15 protein-coding genes and 1 pseudogene are annotated in these 18,076 nt (G+C 72.6%); 10 read left to right on the top strand and 6 right to left on the bottom strand.

The genetic code is table 11. From position 1 onward, the window contains the following. Positions 1-61 precede the first annotated feature (61 nt). A pseudogene (locus PV796_RS22740) lies at positions 62-1,390 on the top strand (RecQ family ATP-dependent DNA helicase); the annotation flags it as partial. Between the two features lie 60 nt (positions 1,391-1,450). Here the strand turns inward: PV796_RS22740 and PV796_RS22735 are convergent. Next, positions 1,451-2,743: a sensor histidine kinase gene (locus PV796_RS22735; protein WP_274915186.1), complete on the bottom strand. Its 1,293-nt coding sequence runs from the start codon at positions 2,741-2,743 to the stop codon at positions 1,451-1,453. Then, a complete protein-coding gene (locus tag PV796_RS22730; RefSeq protein WP_274915185.1) occupies positions 2,740-3,447 on the bottom strand; it encodes a hypothetical protein in 708 nt (235 codons plus the stop codon). Before PV796_RS22730 ends, PV796_RS22735 begins: the two co-directional genes overlap by 4 nt. A 318-nt stretch (positions 3,448-3,765) precedes the next feature. On the opposite strand from PV796_RS22730, the gene PV796_RS22725 reads away from it, so the two are divergent. After that, positions 3,766-4,050: a hypothetical protein gene (locus PV796_RS22725; protein WP_274915184.1), complete on the top strand. Its 285-nt coding sequence runs from the start codon at positions 3,766-3,768 to the stop codon at positions 4,048-4,050. Positions 4,051-4,152: 102 nt separating this feature from the next. On the opposite strand, the gene PV796_RS22720 is transcribed toward PV796_RS22725, so the two are convergent. After that, complete coding sequence (locus PV796_RS22720; protein ID WP_274915183.1) at positions 4,153-5,010, bottom strand: isocitrate lyase/PEP mutase family protein; 858 nt, start codon at positions 5,008-5,010, stop codon at positions 4,153-4,155. A 63-nt stretch (positions 5,011-5,073) separates the two neighbouring features. On the opposite strand from PV796_RS22720, the gene PV796_RS22715 reads away from it, so the two are divergent. Then, complete coding sequence (locus PV796_RS22715; RefSeq protein WP_274915182.1) at positions 5,074-5,883, top strand: ArsR/SmtB family transcription factor; 810 nt, start codon at positions 5,074-5,076, stop codon at positions 5,881-5,883. Positions 5,884-5,999: 116 nt separating this feature from the next. Here the strand turns inward: PV796_RS22715 and PV796_RS22710 are convergent, their stop codons facing one another. Next, positions 6,000-7,580: a glycosyltransferase family 39 protein gene (locus PV796_RS22710; protein WP_274915181.1), complete on the bottom strand. Its 1,581-nt coding sequence runs from the start codon at positions 7,578-7,580 to the stop codon at positions 6,000-6,002. Between the two features lie 464 nt (positions 7,581-8,044). Here PV796_RS22710 and PV796_RS22705 point away from each other — a divergent pair, with 464 nt between their 5' ends. Then, positions 8,045-8,374 carry a hypothetical protein gene (locus PV796_RS22705; protein WP_274915180.1) on the top strand — a complete coding sequence of 110 codons (330 nt, stop codon included), beginning with the start codon at positions 8,045-8,047 and terminating at the stop codon, positions 8,372-8,374. Positions 8,375-8,465: 91 nt separating this feature from the next. Here the strand turns inward: PV796_RS22705 and PV796_RS22700 are convergent, their stop codons facing one another. Next, a complete protein-coding gene (locus PV796_RS22700) occupies positions 8,466-11,222 on the bottom strand; it encodes a D-alanyl-D-alanine carboxypeptidase family protein (RefSeq protein WP_274915179.1) in 2,757 nt (918 codons plus the stop codon). A gap of 260 nt (positions 11,223-11,482) precedes the next feature. Here PV796_RS22700 and PV796_RS22695 point away from each other — a divergent pair, with 260 nt between their 5' ends. The 3 genes from PV796_RS22695 to PV796_RS22685 all read left to right on the top strand — a co-directional run bounded on the left by PV796_RS22695 (position 11,483) and on the right by PV796_RS22685 (position 13,790). Next, positions 11,483-12,256: a GOLPH3/VPS74 family protein gene (locus PV796_RS22695; RefSeq protein WP_274915178.1), complete on the top strand. Its 774-nt coding sequence runs from the start codon at positions 11,483-11,485 to the stop codon at positions 12,254-12,256. A 248-nt stretch (positions 12,257-12,504) separates the two neighbouring features. Further along, on the top strand, positions 12,505-13,371 hold the full coding sequence (locus tag PV796_RS22690; protein ID WP_274915177.1) for a helix-turn-helix domain-containing protein: 867 nt from the start codon (positions 12,505-12,507) through the stop codon (positions 13,369-13,371). A 212-nt stretch (positions 13,372-13,583) separates the two neighbouring features. Further along, positions 13,584-13,790, top strand: coding sequence for a DUF397 domain-containing protein (locus PV796_RS22685; protein WP_274915176.1), 207 nt, complete (start codon positions 13,584-13,586; stop codon positions 13,788-13,790). Between the two features lie 132 nt (positions 13,791-13,922). Here the strand turns inward: PV796_RS22685 and PV796_RS22680 are convergent, their stop codons facing one another. After that, on the bottom strand, positions 13,923-14,792 hold the full coding sequence (locus PV796_RS22680) for a hypothetical protein (protein ID WP_274915175.1): 870 nt from the start codon (positions 14,790-14,792) through the stop codon (positions 13,923-13,925). Between the two features lie 177 nt (positions 14,793-14,969). On the opposite strand from PV796_RS22680, the gene PV796_RS22675 reads away from it, so the two are divergent. The 3 genes from PV796_RS22675 to PV796_RS22665 all read left to right on the top strand — a co-directional run bounded on the left by PV796_RS22675 (position 14,970) and on the right by PV796_RS22665 (position 17,872). Continuing rightward, the gene (locus tag PV796_RS22675) at positions 14,970-16,187 is read left to right on the top strand and encodes an aminotransferase-like domain-containing protein (RefSeq protein WP_274915174.1); all 1,218 of its coding nucleotides are present in this window, start codon (positions 14,970-14,972) and stop codon (positions 16,185-16,187) included. 171 nt (positions 16,188-16,358) lie between these two features. Continuing rightward, positions 16,359-16,964 carry a DUF2690 domain-containing protein gene (locus PV796_RS22670; RefSeq protein ID WP_274915173.1) on the top strand — a complete coding sequence of 202 codons (606 nt, stop codon included), beginning with the start codon at positions 16,359-16,361 and terminating at the stop codon, positions 16,962-16,964. A 122-nt stretch (positions 16,965-17,086) separates the two neighbouring features. Further along, positions 17,087-17,872 (top strand): SDR family oxidoreductase, encoded by a 786-nt coding sequence (locus tag PV796_RS22665; protein WP_274915172.1) that lies wholly within the window; start codon positions 17,087-17,089, stop codon positions 17,870-17,872. The last annotated feature ends 204 nt before the right edge of the window (positions 17,873-18,076 follow it).

Raw genomic sequence — 18,076 nt, 5'->3', positions numbered from 1 at the left:
CTTCGTCATGTCACGCACCTGGGCCCCACCCCAACACCCCATCAAGCCCAGCAGGTTGGCAAAGGCTCAGTTGCTGGAGCTGCTGCGCAGCGAGCACGCGGGCGACGCGGGGATCGTGTACTGCCTGTCCCGGGCCTCGGTGGAGAAGACCGCGCAGTTCCTGGTGGACAACGGCATCGAAGCCGTGCCATACCACGCGGGGCTGGACGCCCGGGTGCGGGCGGCGAACCAGGCGCGGTTCCTGCGGGAGGACGGGCTGGTCGTGGTCGCCACCATCGCGTTCGGGATGGGCATCGACAAGCCCGATGTGCGGTTCGTGGCCCATCTGGACCTGCCGAAGTCGGTGGAGGGGTACTACCAGGAGACCGGGCGCGCGGGACGGGACGGCCAACCGTCCACGGCCTGGCTGGCGTACGGGCTCCAGGACGTGGTGCAGCAGCGGAAGATGATCGACGGGTCGGAGGGGGACGACGCGCACCGGCGCCGGTTGTCCGCCCATCTGGACGCGATGTTGGCGCTGTGCGAGACGGTGGAGTGCCGGCGGGTGCGGCTGCTGGCCTACTTCGACCAGGAGAGCGGCCCGTGCGGCAACTGCGACACCTGCCTGACGCCGCCGCAGACCTGGGACGGGACGGTGTCCGCGCAGAAGCTGCTGTCGACGGTGGTGCGGTTGCAGCGCGAGCGGGGGCAGAAGTTCGGCGCGGGGCAGATCATCGACATCCTGCTGGGCCGGAAGACCGCCAAGGTCATCCAGTTCGATCACGACGCGCTGAGCGTCTTCGGGATCGGGGAGGACCTGCGCGAGGCCGAATGGCGGGGCGTGGTGCGGCAGTTGCTGGCCCAGGGGATGCTGGCCGTGGAGGGGGACTACGGGACGCTGGTCCTCACCGGGGAGAGCGGCGCGGTGCTGCGCGGGCAGCGGCAGGTGCCGATGCGGCGGGAGCCGGAGAAGCCGGCCCGGGCGGCCAAGGCGAAGGCCAAGGGCAAGCGGGCGCCGGTGGATCTGCCGGCGGAGGCGCTGCCGGTCTTCGAGGCGCTGCGCGCCTGGCGCGGCCGCACGGCCAAGGAGCAGGGCGTCCCCGCGTATGTGATCTTCCATGACGCGACGCTGCGGGAGATCGCGGTGACGGGCCCGGCGAGCATCGCCGAGCTGGGCGCGCTCAACGGGGTGGGCGAGAACAAGCTCGCCAAGTACGGCGAGCAGATCCTCCAGGTGCTGGAGGGACGGGGAGACGAGACGGCCGGGGGCGATGTGACGCCCGGTGCGGCCGGGACCACTGCTGCGGCTGCGGCGGCTGCGCCGACGCCCCGGAAGACCCCGGCGGCGGCACCGGCCCCGGCCGAGGACGAGGAGGTGCTGCCGGAGCCGCCGGATGACATCGACTGGTGAGGAGTGCGCGAGGCCGGAGGGGGCGCGGTCAACTCCCGCGTCAGGTACGGCGCGTGGCGCTCATGGGCCGGCCGCGGCGTCCGTCGGGGGATGCTGCGGGAAGGTGAGGATCGCGCTGGCGCCGCCGTCGGGGCCGTTGCCGAAGTGCAGGCCGAGGCCGAGGACGGCGGCCTGGCCGACGGCGATGGTCAGGCCGAGGCCGTGGCCCTTGCCGCGGCCCGGGGCGTCGGTGCGGAAGCGTTGCGGGCCGTGGCGGAGCAGCGCGTCGGGGTAGCCGGGGCCGTGGTCGCGCACCTCGATGGTGGGGGTGCCGCCGGGCGGCGCGACGACGGTGACGACGACCGGGGGCCGGCCGTGCCGGTGGGCGTTGAGGACGAGGTTGGCGAGGATGCGGTCCAGGCGGCGGCGGTCCGTTTCGACGACCGTGTCGGCGAGGATGCGCACCTCGGTGTCGAGGCCGGTGGCGCGCACGGAGCGGACGACCAGCGGGCCGAGTTCGTAGGCGGCGAGGTCGGCGTGCTCGGTGCCGGTGTCCAGCCGGGAGATCTCCAACAGGTCCTCGGTGAGCCGGTGCAGGGCCCGCAACCGGTCGTTGATCATCTCCTTGGGGCGGCCCTCCGGGAGCAGGGCGGCGGAGGCGAGGATGCCGGTGAGCGGGGTGCGCAGCTCGTGGGCGACGTCGGCGGTGAAGCGCTGTTCGGCCTCCAGGCGGCCCTGGAGGGTGGCGGCCATGGAGTCCAGGGCGGCCGCCACGGCCGTCACCTCGTCGCCCGCCGCGGGCCCGCCGCGGGGGCGTTGCCCCGCGGCCTCGCCGACCCTGGCGTCGAGGTCGCCGGCGCTGATCCGGCGGGCGACGGCCGCGGTGGTGGTCAGCCGGCGGCTGATGCGCCGGGCCAGGAAGAGGCCGGCGAGGGCGACGGCCGCGGCGGCGAGGACGGCCGAGCCGAGGATGGCGGTGTCGAACTTGTCCAGCGTCCAGCGGGTGTTCCCATACGGCGACCAGACGGCCATGATCTGGCTGCCGGCCGGCGCCGCCGCCCACATCACGGGCTGGCCGCGATAGCTGCCGACCATGCTGCCGCGCCGCCCCTTGCGCACCAACGCCCGCAACTCGCCGGGGAGTTCGGGCGGGTCGAGGACGGAGTTGATGCCCTCGCGCGAGGTGCCGTACTCGAAGAGGTCCAGCGCGACGTCGAGGTCGGCGTGGGTCTGCTTGCGGACCTGGCCGACGGTCTGGCGGGCCACCGCGTTGTGCACCAGCACCCCGAGGACGGCGGCGACCGCGCAGCACACCGCGGTCACGGTCAGCGCGATCTTCCAGCGGAGGGAGACGGCGGGCCGGCGGCGCCTCATGCCGCGCGCCCCGCCGGAGTGGGGGGCGGCGAGGAGGGCTTGGGCTTGTGGGCCACGTCGAGGGTGAGGTCCCACAGGCCCATCGCGTGGCCGTCCCAGACGTAGTCGGTGACGCTGACGTAGCGCGGGTCCTTGGTGGGTTCGCGGACCGCGAGGTGGCCGGCGGCGAGTTCGACGCCGGCGAGCACCGCGCGCAGCGCGAGGATCCGGGTGACCACCGCGTCCCGGACGGTGTAGACGCGCAGTTCGCTGGTGCGGCGGTCGAGGTCGACGACGGCGATCAGGTCGGGCTTGCCGTCGTCGGTCAGGTCGTGCAGTACCGGGCGGCGCACCGAACCGGGTGGGGGCGGGGCGGCACCGGAGGCGGCGAAGTCGGCGTCGAGGATGGTGAGCGGGTCGACGTGGGTCAGGTCGCCGCTCGGGACGCGCGGGAGGGCGGTGAGCGGTTTGAGGGCGGCCGGGTTCTCGTTCTCGCGCAGCGGGGCGGGCGAATACTGCGGCCAGAGCTCCAGCGGGGCGGTGACGCGGCGCGCCCGGCCCTCGTCCTTGAGGCCCTCGGGGCTGGCGCAGCCGGCGAGCAGGGACAGGGCCAGGGGCAGGCAGAGGGCAGCCAGGGCGAGCGAGCCGGCGCGGGCACGAGGGCCGGGCGCCGGGGCGTGCGGGCCGGCGTTCGGGGCGCTCTCCACGGGGCGGAATGCGGGCATAGCGTGATCAAGCTACCCAAGGTGCGCGCCGGGGGAATCTTTGGAACGGCCGTTCCGGCGGCGGGCGGGACGGCCGGCCGGACCGGTGGTACGGAGACGACCGCGGCGGGGCGGGTGGTGGCACGACGACGGCGACGGCTCTGGCCCGCCCCCGCCCGCTCCGGGCCTCGGGACATGCCCCCTCCGTCACAGGACTGACCGCAGAGGTCGGGCTGACTGTTACACAACGTACGGATCGCCGTTATGGACCCTCCGTAGCGTGCTCACACGAACCGCACCCCTAGGGCGGCCGCCGGCCGCCCATGTCGAGGAGCCCCCATGCGTGCTCAGCGCCGCTCCGTGATCCGTACCGCCATCGTCGCCGCCGGTGCGCTGGCCGCCTTCGCGCTCCCTACGGGCGCCGCGTTCGCCGCCAGTTCCATGGCGCCGACGGAGAGCCGGGCGTCGATCATGCTCCCGGACGACGGGCTGGCCGGCCTCGCCGAGAAGGCCGGGCACCTGCCGAAGGCGGGCGTCCTCGGCGGCGCGGCCGCGCTGGGCGCGGTCAGCGTGGGCATCGCGGTGCAGCGCCGGCGCCAGGAGCCGTCGGACCGGTCCCGGTAGGCGATCGGGGCCTGATGAACGACCGGGTCGCGGTAGACGACCCGGTCCCGGTAGACGGCCCGGTTCCGGTAACCAGTCCCGGTCACGCCCTCCCCCGGCGCCTCAGGCGTCCCCGCCGTCCCGTTCCGTCGCCAGGCGCTGGACCTGCGCGTACCCCAGGGCGTCCCCGGCGGGTGCGGTGCCCGCGCGGATCGCGTCGGCCGCCGCGCAGGCCGCCCCCAGGGCCGTGCGGAACAGCAGCGAGCCGGTGCTGATGCGGCGGACGCCGAGGTCTGCCAGCTCGCGAACGGTGTGCCGGCCCGGTGCGAAGAGGATGTTCAGGGGCGCGGGGATGCCGTCGACGAGCGTCGCGATGTCCGCCGCCGCGGTGACGCCCGGGACGAAGACGCCGTCCGCGCCGGCCGCCAGATAGGTCTCGGCCCGGGCCAGGGCCACCGACAGCGGCGGCGGGGCGTCCACCAACCAGTGGGTGTCGACCCGGGCGTTGACGAAGAGGCCCGGGGTGCGTTCCTTCACCGCGGCGATCAACTCGGCCTGCCGGGCGGCCTCTTGTAGTCCCCCACCACCGGGGAGCCCGTCCTCCACGTTGATCCCGGCCGCCCCGTAGGAGGCCAACTCCGCCGCGAGGTCGGCGACGTGTGCCGGCCCGCCGCCGTAGCCGCCCTCGATGTCGACGGTGTACGGGCAGGGCAGCCGGCCGGCGAGGCGGCGGGCCAGGGCGAGGGTGGCGTCGCGGACCTCGGCCAGGCCCAGGCCGTCCGGACGGCCGTGGGCGGCGGCGATGCCCAGGCTGGTGGTGCCGATCGCCGGGTGTCCGGCGTCGGCGAGGGCGGCGGCCGAGGCGCTGTCCCAGGCGTTGGGGAGCAGCAGCGGGCGGCCGGGGGCCTGGTGCAGGGCGTGGAAGGCAGCGGACCGCGGGGCGGGGCCCGGGGTGCGCGCGGGGTCGGCGTGGGTGGTCATGCGGGCACCGTAGGGCGACGACGCATCGGTGGTCGCCGAAACGTGGCGGCGGACAATGGACGTATGACGTCGTCCAACGGGATACACGGGCACGGGATACCGGAATCTCCGACCGACACCGGGGCCTCCGGGGCCTCCGGGCGCCCGGGCTCCGCGCCGGCCCCCGACCAGAGCCACGAGCTGGCCCGGTTGGCCGCGCTGCTGGCCGATCGCACCCGGGCCGCGTTCTGCCTGGCCCTGCTCGACGGGCGGGCCTGGACCGCCGGCGAGCTGGCCGCGTACGCGGGCGTGGCGCCGTCCACCGCGAGCGAGCACCTGTCCCGGCTGACCGACGGCGGGTTGCTCGTCGAGCGGCGGCAGGGCCGGCACCGCTACGTCCAGCTCGCCGGGGTGCGCGTCGCCGAGCTGCTGGAGTCGGTGACCGCGCACCTCGACCCGCCGTCGGCGCCGCCGCGCGGGCTGCGGGCGGTCAACGCGTCGGCGGCGCTGGCCCGCGGCCGGACCTGTTACGACCACCTGGCCGGCCGGCTCGGCGTCGCCCTCACCGACGCCATGACCGCCCGCGGACTGCTGGACCAGGACGGCGGGTTCGCGCTCACCGACACCGGGCGGGAGTGGTTCACCGACGCCCTCGGGGTGCCGGCCGACGCGCTGCGCGGCGGCCGCCGCCCGCCGGCCCGGGGCTGCCTGGACTGGACCGAGCGCCGTCAGCACCTGGCCGGCGCGGCCGGTGCCCGGCTCTGCGAACGGCTGCTGGAGCGGCACTGGATCCGCCGCATCGGCACCGGCCGGGCGGTCCGCCTCACCCCGGAGGGCACGGACGCGCTACGGGAGTTGCTGGGGATCGACGGGGCGACGGCGGGGCTGGCGTAACGGGCCACCGATCCGTAACCGGCCATGGCGCCATAACGGGCCACGGGGCGTGGCCCGTTGGGCACACGGGACGCCCAACAATGGCCGGCGTCCGCGCCGCCGCCCCTACGGAACGCTCAACAACGCCCCGCGCCCCCGGGACCGCCCACCCGCGCATACAGCGTGATCCGCGCTCCCCGTACCCGGGTGCTCCGGCACACCACGAACGACCCGCGCAGCGTGGCCCGTTTGGCGAGTTCCTGGTCGCTGTCGTCGAGGGGCTGCCCGGCCGGGTCGGCGGCGACCACGATGCGGCGGCTGGCCAGCATCCGGTCGCGGATCGCGTCGCCGGAGACCTCCGTGCCGTAGAGGGTGCGGGACGCCACCGGGCTCTGGTGCAGGGCGAGATCGCGCAGCCCGCGGAAGTCGCGCGGCCGGGTCGCCGCCCAGACCCGGCGGCGGGCCGGGGCGAAGAGCAGCCCGTCGCCCGGCTCGGACAACCGCCGGACGGACTCGGCGACCGCGGTGACGTCGTCGACCCGGCTGTCCGGGCTGCGCAGATGCACGTCAACGGGGAGCAGTGCGAGCAGCACCGCCGCCGCCCCCGCCAGGCGCCGCAGCCGCCGGCCGCGGGTCTGGCCGCCCTCGTCGGCCGGCCGCAGCAGTTGGGCCAGCGCGGCGCCGGCGAGCAACGCAAACCCGACGACGTAGTAGAGGACGTAGCGGTCCACGTAGGCGGGCTCGACGTTGGACAGGAGCAGCAGCAGGAACGTGGGGAGGAGCAGCAGCGCGAGGCCGAGGGCGCGCAGGCCGACGGGGCCGCGGGAGCGGATCGGGACGCGGGCGCAGAGGGCACCGAAGGTGGCGAGCACGGCGAAGGTCAGCAACTGGATCGGGTCCGGCCAGGTCAGCCAACTGGTCTGGGCCGCCTGGCGGGTGCTGAAGACGGCGAGCGGGGCCAGCCCCGCGACGACGGTGCCGGCGGCGAGCGCCCAGGTGCGCCGCACGCGATGCGGCAGCCGGGCCAGGACGACCGCGGCGCCGTGCGCCGGCAACGCCAGCGACGCGAACTCGTGCAGCAGACAGGCCAGCAGCATCAGCGCGGTGTAACCGGGCCAGAGGGCGCGGTGCGGACCGGGACGCGCGGTGGCGCGCGCCGGCGCCGCGGCGTGCTCGACGGCCAGCACCAGCAGGTACGACGCCCAGACCACCAGCGCGCAGACCGTCGCGTAGGAGCGGCCCTCCTGCGCGTACTGCTGGACGACCGGGACCAGCGCGAAGGTCAGCCCCGCGCACAGCCCGGCCCGCCGGCCGACCAGGCGCCACCCCAGCAGCGCCACCCCGGCGGCGGCCGCCGTCATGGCCACGACGGACGGCAGCCGCAGGCCGATCACCGCGCCGAGGGCGTCGCCGAGCGTGGCGTCGTAGACCGCGAACCAGCAGTGCATCAGCGCGTAGTACAGGCCGTGCACGACGTCGATGTGCTGGAGGGTCGCCCAGAGGTCGGGCAGGCTGCGGTGCGCCATGTCGTAGGTGACCGCCTCGTCCCGCCAGACGGCGTCGCCGCGGCGGATCCCCCAGGCGCCCAGGAACAACATCAACCCCGCGGGCACCAGCACCACCGCGCTTCGCACCGCCCATACGGGGCGGGCGGCAGCGAAGGCGACGGCCCGCCCTGTCCCCCACAGCCCCAGAGCGAGGGCCAGAGCCAGCGGCACCAGAACGGCCGTGCGCTGAGGCGAGGCGCGCAGGGCGTGAACGAGGCGTAGGCGTGTGCGGGCGGGCGCCGCCCGAGCCTTCTGGACCGTACTGATGACGGACTCCGGTTCGTCGTGAGGGCCGTCAGACCCTAGCCGCCAAACCCTCCAGCGGTGACCAGGCGAGTAGGGGCGATGAGGCACGCAGCACAGAGATCATGCGCAACAGCGCACTGCGTTATTAGGTCACATGACCGATTTCTCGCCAGCCGGTAGGGCAACTGTCAATCTTCGAGAAGAGCACTTTCACGACAAATCTACACACGCAAAACGAACTAAATGCACCATAAGCCCCATGAAGGACTTAAATTGATAGGACACATCCAGACATATTCCCCCAGAAGGGCAGCCTTTTACACTCGACGCCCCCCTATATCCCGCATAGCATCCAGCAAGATCACGAAAGATATCGAGAGAGGTTTCACGTGAAGTCCCTCAAGTCCAAGTGGGCCGTCGCCGCTTCAGGCGTCATGGCCGTCGCCGCGTTTATTGGCTCGACTCCAGCAGCAAGTGCAGCAGAGAAGCCCACGAAGGTGCACTTCTCCATCGACGGGGTCAACATACGCGCGAAGCCCGACGTCCACGCGACCGTTGTAGGCATCGGATACAAAAGCCACTCCGTCACCGGGTACTGCATGGACGCAATCGGAGATGCGACCTTCATGAAAATAAAGGACCACACCACGGGTGTGAGTGGATGGTCTTACATACAGTACGTGGGGCCGCTGAGCGGCATCCCTTATTGCCGACTCTAACCCTAACCCTCTCGGGCGGTTATCCAGCCGGTAAATAAACTGCGGCTCGGGCGCACATCTGTGCACCCGAGCCGCAGTCGCATTCTGGGACTCAGCTGATACGTGTCACCTTTGCGCCAAAGGACGGCTTAGCCAGATCGCTCTGCAGCGCCACCGGCACCTCGATCTCGCCGAGACCGCTTCCCGCGGTCAGCACGCCGACTTCGGTTCCAGCCTTCGCCTCGTGCGGAACCGGCTTTCCGTTGCCGTCCAGTTTCAGCTCCACCGCCGCTCCGGGCCAGCCGATCACGGCCATGTCCTTGGTCGCGACGACCGGGGTCGTCCCGCCAAGCCCGTCGTCGACCTGGCCGACAACCTGCCCCTTCTTTACGACCTGCTGGGTCTCAAGTTGCTTGCCTGCCGCGAGAATGAGGTCTCGACTGGCCCACATGGCAGTGTCGATCGGCGGATTCTTGTGCTGCCCGAAGACCGCGCCGATTATCAGCTGTGTAGTGTCACCAACCTTCTTCTCGGCGGCGAAGAGCAGGTTGCCGCCCGCCTTGGTCGTGGAACCGGTCTTGATGCCGACCACGCCGTACATCGGCACGAGCTTGTTGAAGTTCTTCTGTTCCTTCGCCTCCGGGCTCAGCGGAGCGCCACCCGAAGTCGTCGTGGCGTGGTAACTCGGCATTCTCGCCATCGCCCGGAAGGTCGGGTCCGCCATGGCCTTCTTCGCCAGCTTCACCTGATCCTCGGCCGTGCTGACCGTGGACTCTTTCAACCCACTCGCGTCGGTGTACGTGGTGTTCGTCATGCCGAGTTCCTTGGCGGTGTCGTTCATCTTCTTGATGAACGCCTCCTCGTCCCCCGCGTCCCAGCGGGCCAGCAGACGCGCCGCATTGTTCGCGGACGGCAGCATGACGGCTTCCAGGGCCTCCCGCTCGGAGAGCTTCTGCCCCTTCTTCATCTCGACGACCGACTCGTTCTCCCGCTTGCCGTTGACGTAGTCGTCCTCGGCCTTCTGGTCCACGTCGATGGACGGGCCGTCTTCCCCCTTCTTCAGCGGGTGATCCTTGAGGATCAGGTAGGTGGTCATCACTTTGGCCACACTCCCGATGGGGAGCGGCTTCATCTCACCGTGCGACCCCATGCGGCCGAGTCCATCGATGTCCACCACTGACTGTCCCTCACCGGGCCAGGGCAGCGACGCACTGGAGCCGCCGAACGAATGCTTCGCGTCCGCAGTGAGCGCAAGCTTGGGGTTCGGCAACGGTCGGACCGACTGGACGACCACGAAGATAATGCCGAGCAGCACCACGATCGGCGTCCAGACCTTGATCCGCCGGACGATGGTGCGCATCGGCGTCTCGGGCGGCGGCGGGGTGTTGGTGAGCTTCGCCAACAGGTCGAGCGGCGGCAGCGGTTCCTGCCGGGTCCGCTCGGACTCGGCGTCCGCGGCGTCGGGCTTCGCGGCGTCGGGCTTCGCGGCCGGCTTGTCCGGCGCGGCGGCGGGCGGCATCGCGCCGGACGCCTTGCCGGCGGGCTCGGCCTTGTCGGCGGCCTTGCCAGCGGGCTTCTCGGCGGACGCCGACGCGGACTTCTTCTCGGCGCCGGCGCCGGCGCCAACTGCCGTGCCGGCGGCCTTCTTCGCGTCCTTCGGCGCGGCCTTCTTCGCGTCCTTCCCGTCGGAGGGCGTGCCCGCTTCCTTGTCCTGGTCCTTCGCGTCGTCCGCGTCGTCCGCGTCCGAGGCACTGCCGGGCTTGCCGAGCGGGGTCTTCGGCGCGGTCTTGCCGATCGACCGCTCCGCCGAGCCGTCGTCCGCCGGCTTCAACGCCACGAACTGACTGGTCCGCTCGGCGTCCTGCTCCTCGACGTCGACCGCCTTGGCCTTGGCGTCGGCGGGCTTGGCGTCAGCCGGCTCGGCGTCGTCGGAATTGGCCTTCGCACCACCGGACTTGGGGTCATCGGCCTTGGGCGCATCGCCCCCGGCAGCGCTCGCGGCGGCACCCTTACCCGTGCCCTTGCCGGCGTCCTTCCCGGCGTCCCGCGACCCGTTCTTGCCGTTCTTGCCGTTGTCGCCCAGCTTGAAGGTGGTGGTCGGCTGATCGGCGGGACGTTCCTGCTCCGTCTCCCCCTCCGCCTTCTCCCCCTCGCCGGACGACTCCGACTTCCCGGCCTTCGCTATGGCAAACACGCGCGTCGCGTCGTCGGCCGGCGCCTCGTCGGGGCTCTCGCCCTTGCCCTTCTGCGCGCCGACCTTCTTCGCCCCGACCGTCGTGAAAACGGCGGTCGCCTGATCAACGGCCTTCTCCGCAGACTCAGCCTTCTCCGCGGCCTCGGGCTTCTTCGCGGCCTCGGACTTCTTCGCCGGCTCAGCCTTGTCGGCCGCTTCGGCCTTCTTCGCCGGCTCGGGCTTCTTCGCCGGCTCGGGCTTCTTCGCGGGCTCGGGCTTCTTCGCCGGCTCGGGCTTCGCACCCGAGGGCGCGTCGGCCCGCCGGGCGCCCTCGTCACCCTTGGCCCCGGTTTCACCCTCAGCATCGCCCGTCGCGCCGCCCTGGGCCGCCCCAGACGCCTTCACGGCCCCCTTCGCGGCCCACTTCGGCTTCGACCCGTCCGCCGCGCCGGAAGCCTTGCCGGCACCGGAGCCCTCGCTCTTGCCGCCAGAGGTCTCGCCGTCAGAGGTCTCGCCGTCAGAGGTCTTGCCGTCAGCAACCTTCGCGCCGGACTCAGACGCGTCCGGCCCGTCGGCGGACGGCTTCTCGTCGCGGCGGACCGTCAGCCGCGGATCCCGTTCGGTGCGCGCCGTCTTCCCCGACGACTGCTCCGTGTCCGACTTCTTGTCCGACTTGTCGGGGGACTCGCCCGCCACCGATGTCTCCTTCACTACGTCGCACTGCCCTGCCTGTGCTACCTGGCCCGAACGGAACCAGTGTTCCCAAGTGTCCTGTGTCCGAGCGGCCGGTTCCCACCGCCACGCGAACCGGTACAGGCCGCGCCCCTCGGAAGATGTCGCCGACGTGCTAGACGAGAACGACATACCTACCGGTTCCCTACCGAACCACCCACGCACTCTCGACAGATGAATGTGAGAGGGGTCACCCTGTCATTCATCCACGCGGGGAGGCTTGGATGGGCAGGAGCCGCAGAACAATTCCGGAGGAGCTTCTGCTGCTGGCTTTGGACCCGGCCACGGGCACCACAGCGCAGCCGCAGTCGCTCGACCTCGGCCTGGCAGGGGCCCAGCTAGTGGAGCTGGCCCTGGCAGGACGGATAGCCCCAGATGGGGATCGTATCGCCGTGGTGATGGCACGGCCGACAGGAGATCCGACTCTGGACTCCGCACTCGAACTGCTGCGCAGGCGCGGCAGTCCGGTACGCGCGGTCCACTGGATCGGCGGGCCCCGGCTGGGGCTGCGCCAGACCTACCTCACGCATCTCGAACGGTGCGGCATGGTCCATGCCGTGGCGGGACAGATGTGCGGGGTGCTGCCGACGACGCGCTACCAAGCGACGGAGACGGCGATCAGTCGGGAGATCAGGGCCCGGCTCGACAACGCGATCCGCACCGGCGTCCCACCGGACCCGCGGACCGCGGCGCTCGCCGCGCTGGCCCATGCGGTCGGCCTCGGCAAGCACCTCTACCCGGGGAACGAGGGGCGCTCATCGCGCTCCCGTCTGCGGGACCTGATCCGGCACGACCCCATGGGCGGCCTGGTCGCGCACGCCGTCATGGACGTGCAGAACGGCGTCGCGGCGCAGCCGCGGCGGGGCTCGGGTCAAAGCGGCCCGGCCGGCCGGAAGTCCACGGGCCGGGCGACCGACGCGACCGGAGTGCCGGGCCAGTCCCGGCGGCACGGACACGGGCACGGACACGGCAGCATGGCCCGGGTCGGCGCCCGCTAACGGCCGCCGGCGCGCACCACCGGGCGCTCTTGCGCAGCACCCGCACCACCCCCTTCCCGGACCCGTTCGGGAGCCGCAGTGAGAGGCGCGGGGTGGCGGACCGAGCCGTTCGGACGACGGCCGGCCCGCCACCCCGCGCACCTGTACGTGCTCGCCTTCTGTGGTCATTCGACTGCGCGGCGTCCACATGAAGTGGCAGTCTGCTCAAGAGGAAATGACAGCAGTACGGAGCCGGAGGTGCACGTACCGTGGCGTCCAACGTCAACCCCACCGTGAGGCGACGCCGATTGGGCCAGGAGCTGCGCAGGCTCCGGGAGGACAAGGGCCTGACGGCGGAGCAGGTGGCCGAGCGGCTGCTGGTCTCCCAGTCGAAGATCAGCCGACTGGAGAACGGCCGGCGCAGCATCAGCCAGCGCGACGTCCGCGACCTGTGCGGGGTCTACGAGGTCGAGGACCGCCGGATAGTGGATTCGCTGATGCAGATGGCCAAGGATTCGCGCCAGCAAGGCTGGTGGCACGCCTTCGGCGACATCCCGTACAGCGTCTACATCGGTCTGGAGACCGAGGCGGCGTCGCTGCGGACGTACGAGTCCCTGCTGGTGCCGGGTCTGTTGCAGACGCCCGGCTATGCCGAGGCGGTCATCCCCGGCACGATCCCGGAGCTGGCGCCGGAGGACCTGGAGAAGCGCATCCAGGTGCGGATGCGGCGGCAGGAGCGGGTCAACGACCCCGATCGCCCGCTGCGGCTGTGGGTCGTCCTGGACGAGAGCGCGCTACGGAGGGTGGTCGGCAGCCACCTGATCATGCGGGAGCAGTTGGAGCACCTCGTCGAGGTGAGCAGGCTGCCGCACGTGACGGTGCAGGTGCTGCCGTACGGCGCCGGGGCGCACGCCGGGATGTCCGGCACGTTCTCGATCCTGGAGTTCGACGACGCGGCGGATTCCAGCGTGGTCTACATCGAGGGCGTCACCAGCGACCTGTACCTGGAGAAGACCAACGACGTGCACAAGTACACGATCATGTACGAGCACCTGCGGGCACAGGCGTTGAGCGCGGAGGCGAGCCGGGAGTTCATCGCGGAGGCCGCCAAGCGCCATGCGGATGCGCTGAGTTGAGGGCGGGCTGGCCGGGTGTCGACGGCCGCGATCGGCCCGGAATGTTGAATTCCGGTGAACGAGGCCGCAAGGTACACCCGCGCCAGCGCGCCTGAGAAGCGATCATTGAATATGCCATGCGGACGGGTGAACGGCCCTCTCCGGCCGGTGATGTTGGCGCGTAGCGTCGGTCTCACCGAATCCCCGGTAACTCAGAGTAAGTTGGAGTGAAAATGGCCGTTCAGCCCAATTCCGCGTTCTCCTGGACCAAGTCCTCGTACTCCGGCGCCAACGCCTGTGTGGAGATCGCCGTGCCGACCGCCGTGGCCATCGCGGTCCGTGACTCCAAGGACCCCGAGGGGCCGCGCCTCACGTTCGACAACTCCTCCTGGCACAGCTTCGTTTCGGACCTCTCCGCGGGCGCGTTCGACCTCTCCTGACCCGCGCCGCAGCAACCACATTCCGTGTGATCCCAGGCACGGAAACGAGCCCTCTCGACTGGATCGCCGTCCCGGCCGAGGGGGCTCGGCCATGTCCGCGTGCCGGCGCGCGCGGCGCACCGGCCGCCGCGTTCACCGGAGTTCGTCCACGTACCGGTCGGTGCCGGGGACGGTCGGGAGGAACGGGGCGACCAGTTCCACCCGGCCCAGGCCGGCGGCGGCCACCTCCGCGTCCAGGCCGGTGAGGTGTTCCGGGAAGGCGCGGCGCGGGTCCTGTTCCAGGAACCACAGCAGGGTCAGCCGGGTGTCGACGCCCGCGACCTGTTGGACGTAGGGCATCCGGTCGGCGGGCAGCGGCGTCGGCCGGAGGACGGTGACCAGCGCCGCCGGCGAACCCGCCAACCGGCGGGGGAGATGGTGGTCGCGCAGCCAGGCCAGCAGGGCGGCGCGGTGTTCCGGGCCGTCGGTGTCGATGACCTCCAGGACGAGTCCGGCGTAGGGGTGGTCGAGGGCGTGGGTGTCGCGGGGGCCGGCAGCGCCGTCCCGGTAGACGGTGGTCGCGTGGTCGTGGAAGGCGGTGAGGACGTGGGTGCGGTCCTGGAGGATCCGGCCGTCGCGGTGCAGGCGCTGGTTGGTGGCGACGGTCCACCGCATATGGGCGTCGTAGCGGCCCGCGGTGAGCCAGTAGGTGGCGAGGTAGCAGCCGGCGGTGACGGGGCGGGCGACGGCGGAGTGCCGTGGGTAGCGCAGGAGTTGGAGGTCGCGGGTGGCGACCCAGCGGCGGCCGGCGAAGATCCAGGGCATGGCCATCGCGCCGGCGATGTAGTGGTCGTCCTCGTACCAGCGGTTGTAGGCGCGTTCGTGGCCGGGGTGCGGTTCGACCAGGGTGATCAGGGCGTGGCCGGGGCGGGCGGCGTACGGGCCGGTGGCGGGCAGGGCGGCGTAGGCGGCGAGTTCGTCGGGGGTGGCGGCGGGGGCGGTGCGGTGGTCGTCGGTCGTCATGGCGGCAGGTGTAACTGACGCATCATCAGAAGTGGAGGGGTGTGGACGAGGAATCCCGGCGGCTGAGCGGTGGTTCACCATGTGGGCAGTCCTGCGCGGGCGGCCGGAGTCTTCCTAGGCTGCCCGACACCTGCGGATAACGGTGGTTAACGCAGCGTCCGAGCGAGGAGAGTCGACATGACGGATCAGGTCCACACCGCCGCCCCCGCCCCCGAGTTCGCCGCCCGGGCGAAGCGGACCGGTTCCTCGCCCGTGCGCGAGATCCTGGCGCTCACCGCGCGCCCCGAGGTGATCTCGTTCGCCGGCGGGCTGCCGGCGCCCGAACTCTTCGACGCCGAGGGGATATCCGCGGCCTTCTCCGAGGTGCTGGCCCGGGCGCCGGAGCGGGTGTTGCAGTACTCGACCACGGAGGGCGACCCGGCGCTGCGGGCGGCCGTCGCGGCCCGCACCACCGCCCGCGGGCTGCCCACCGACCCCGACGACCTGCTGGTCACCACCGGCTCCCAGCAGGGGCTGACGCTGCTGGCCAGCGCGCTGTTGGAGCCGGGCGACGTGGTGTTGGTGGAGGACCCCTGCTATCTGGCGGCGCTGCAGATCTTCTCCCTCGCGGGCGCCCGGGTGGTGGCGGTGCCCACCGACGACGAGGGGCTGGACCCGGTGGCGTTGGACGAGATCGCCGCCCGCGAGCGCCCCAAACTCCTCTATGTCATCCCGACGTTCCAGAACCCCACCGGGCGGACGCTGACCGCGGAGCGGCGCGCCGCGGTCGCCCGGGTCGCCGCCCGGCGCGGGCTGTGGATCGCCGAGGACGACCCGTACGGGGAGCTGCGGTTCGAGGGCGAGCCGCAGCCCTGGATCGCCGCGCTGCCCGGGGCGGAGGACCGCACGGCGCTGCTCGGCTCGTTCTCCAAGGTGATGGCACCGGGGCTGCGGCTGGGCACACTGCGGGCGCCGGCGGCGCTGCGCCGGGCCTGCGTGATCGCCAAGCAGGCCGCCGATCTGCACACCTCGACCGTCGACCAGGCCGCCGCGGCGCGGTACTTGGCGGCATCGGACCTGGACGCGCATCTGGCGCGGGTCCGGGGCGCCTATCGGGAGCGGCGGGACGCCCTGGTGGCGGGGCTGCCGGCGGCGCTCCCGGAGGGCTCGCGGTGGAACCGCCCGGAGGGCGGGATGTTCGTCTGGGCGACGCTGCCGACGGGGTACGACGCGGCGGCGCTGCTGCCTCAGGTGGTGCGCCATGACGTGGCGTATGTGCCGGGGGCGCCGTTCTTCGCCGGGCGGCCGGACCCGGCGGCGATGCGACTGTCGTTCGTGACGCACGGGCCGGAGGAGATCGGCGAGGGGCTGCGGCGGCTGCGCACGGCGCTGGCCGAGTCCCGGCGGGTCGCGTAACGGCCCCGCCGGTCAGGCGCGTCGGGTGGCGGAAAAACCGCTTACCGGCGGGCCCGGTGCGGGCGGAGACTGGAGGGTCCACGGCGCACGCCCCGCGGCGCGGCCGACCGACGGGTGCGCCAACCACCCACGCCCCGCCGGACGTTGAGAGGTGTCCTCCCTGGAGGCCGGATGAGCAGTGGCCCCGACCTGAGGGACCCCGAAGATCCCCCGACCCGCCCGTCCCCGTCCCTGAGGCGCCGCCTGCGGACCGCACTGCGGGACCTCGGATCGCGGTGCCGCGGCGCCGGGCGCTGGCTGCGCGCGCACGCCCGGCACGCGCTGGTGGTGGGCGTGGTCACCTCGGTCGTCGGCGCGCTCGCCACGTTCGCCGTCAGCCAGCTTCCCAAGCTGTACGAGAAGCCGCCGCCCGGCTGCCCCGGGGCCGGCTGCGACGGCAAGGACCCGAACGCCACCGGGTGCGGGGTGGACGCGGTGACCTTCGAGCCGGCGGTGGGCAATCCGGTCCGCCTCCACCTGCGGTACAGCAAGCGCTGCGGCGCCGTCTGGGGGCGGATCGTGGCGGGCGGGGTCGGCGACGAGGTGACGGTGAGCGTGATTGGCGGCTCGTCCCGCAGCGCCTTCATCGCCACCTACCACGACGTCTACACGCCGATGGCGTCGGTGGGCGACACCTTCCGGGCGCGGTTCTGCGCGGTGCCGACGAACAGCCCCGACCGGTCCGGCTCCTGGGTCAAGTACTGCTTCGAGGCGACGCAGGCGTCGACCTGGGAGTGAGCGCGGCGGGGCGGGGCGCCGGCCTTCTCTTCGCGGCACCGCGCGCCTACCCTGTTCCCCCGCCACATAACTGACGCTACGTCAGATGCTCGACCCGTGGCCGACCGGCAGGAGGCCCGCGCATGCTGCTCCGCGACAAGACCGTCATCGTCTCCGGGGTCGGCGCCGGGCTCGGCCACCGGGTCGCGGCGGCGTGCGTACGGGACGGCGCCCGCGTCGTGCTGGGCGCGCGCACCGGCCGGAACCTCGCGGACACCGCGGCCCGGATCGACGCGTCCGGCGGGCGCACGGCCTGGCGGGCGACCGACATCGGCGACGAGGCGCAGTGCGCGGCGCTGGCCGAGGTGGCCGTGGAACGGTTCGGCGGAATCGACGCGGTGATCCATGTCGCGGCGCTGGACGACCAGTTCGGTGGGGTGCGGGACGCCGACTTCGACGCCTGGCGGCGGGTGGTCGACGTCAACCTCTTCGGCACGCTGCGGATGACCCGCGCCTGCCTGCCGGCGATGACGGCGGGCGGCGGCGGCTCGGTGGTGCTGATCGGCACCCAGTCGTCGGTGGCCGCGCCCTCGCAGGTGCAGCAGGCGGCCTACGCGGCGTCCAAGGGCGGGCTGGTGTCGGCGATGTACTCGTTGGCGCGGGAGGTCGGGCCGGACCGGATCCGGGTCAACACCGTGCAGCCGGGCTGGATGTGGGGCCCGCAGGTGGCGGCGTTCGTGCGGCGGACCGCGGCGGCCGAGGGGGTGCCGGGGTCCGCGGTGCTGGGGCACCTGGCCGGGCGGATGGCGCTGCCGGAGCTGGCGTCCGACGCGGACGTGGCGGAGGCGGCGGTCTTCCTGGCCTCGGACCGGGCGCGGGCCATCACCGGCCAGTCGCTGCTGGTGAACGCGGGCGAGCTGATGCGCTAGCGGACGGCGGCGCGGGACGGGCCCGGACCGCGCCACGGGACGGGGACCAACGGCCGTACGGGGCAGGGCCCGTGCGGCCGTTCTCCTTGTGCCGGCGTGCCACCCTCGTTCGCTTCACTGACCCCCGTTCACACCCATGACCGTCCAGACCCTTGACCGGCGCGCTCGGCGAACGGTTCAATCCCCAAAGTTCCCGCTCCCGAA

The sequence above is a fragment of the Streptomyces sp. WZ-12 genome, from assembly GCF_028898845.1.
Classification (GTDB): domain Bacteria; phylum Actinomycetota; class Actinomycetes; order Streptomycetales; family Streptomycetaceae; genus Streptomyces.
The sequence above is the reverse complement of the archived record's forward strand: the minus strand, read 5'-3'. Positions and strand labels throughout refer to the sequence as shown.

Excerpts from the sequence above, each read along its gene's own strand:
- PV796_RS22735 (WP_274915186.1), bottom strand. The coding sequence starts at position 2,743 with ATGAGGCGCCGCCGGCCCGCCGTCTCCCTCCGCTGGAAGATCGCGCTG.
- PV796_RS22730 (WP_274915185.1), bottom strand. The coding sequence starts at position 3,447 with ATGCCCGCATTCCGCCCCGTGGAGAGCGCCCCGAACGCCGGCCCGCAC.
- PV796_RS22725 (WP_274915184.1), top strand. The coding sequence starts at position 3,766 with ATGCGTGCTCAGCGCCGCTCCGTGATCCGTACCGCCATCGTCGCCGCC.
- PV796_RS22720 (WP_274915183.1), bottom strand. The coding sequence starts at position 5,010 with ATGACCACCCACGCCGACCCCGCGCGCACCCCGGGCCCCGCCCCGCGG.
- PV796_RS22715 (WP_274915182.1), top strand. The coding sequence starts at position 5,074 with ATGACGTCGTCCAACGGGATACACGGGCACGGGATACCGGAATCTCCG.
- PV796_RS22695 (WP_274915178.1), top strand. The coding sequence starts at position 11,483 with ATGGGCAGGAGCCGCAGAACAATTCCGGAGGAGCTTCTGCTGCTGGCT.
- PV796_RS22685 (WP_274915176.1), top strand. The coding sequence starts at position 13,584 with ATGGCCGTTCAGCCCAATTCCGCGTTCTCCTGGACCAAGTCCTCGTAC.
- PV796_RS22680 (WP_274915175.1), bottom strand. The coding sequence starts at position 14,792 with ATGACGACCGACGACCACCGCACCGCCCCCGCCGCCACCCCCGACGAA.
- PV796_RS22675 (WP_274915174.1), top strand. The coding sequence starts at position 14,970 with ATGACGGATCAGGTCCACACCGCCGCCCCCGCCCCCGAGTTCGCCGCC.
- PV796_RS22670 (WP_274915173.1), top strand. The coding sequence starts at position 16,359 with ATGAGCAGTGGCCCCGACCTGAGGGACCCCGAAGATCCCCCGACCCGC.
- PV796_RS22665 (WP_274915172.1), top strand. The coding sequence starts at position 17,087 with ATGCTGCTCCGCGACAAGACCGTCATCGTCTCCGGGGTCGGCGCCGGG.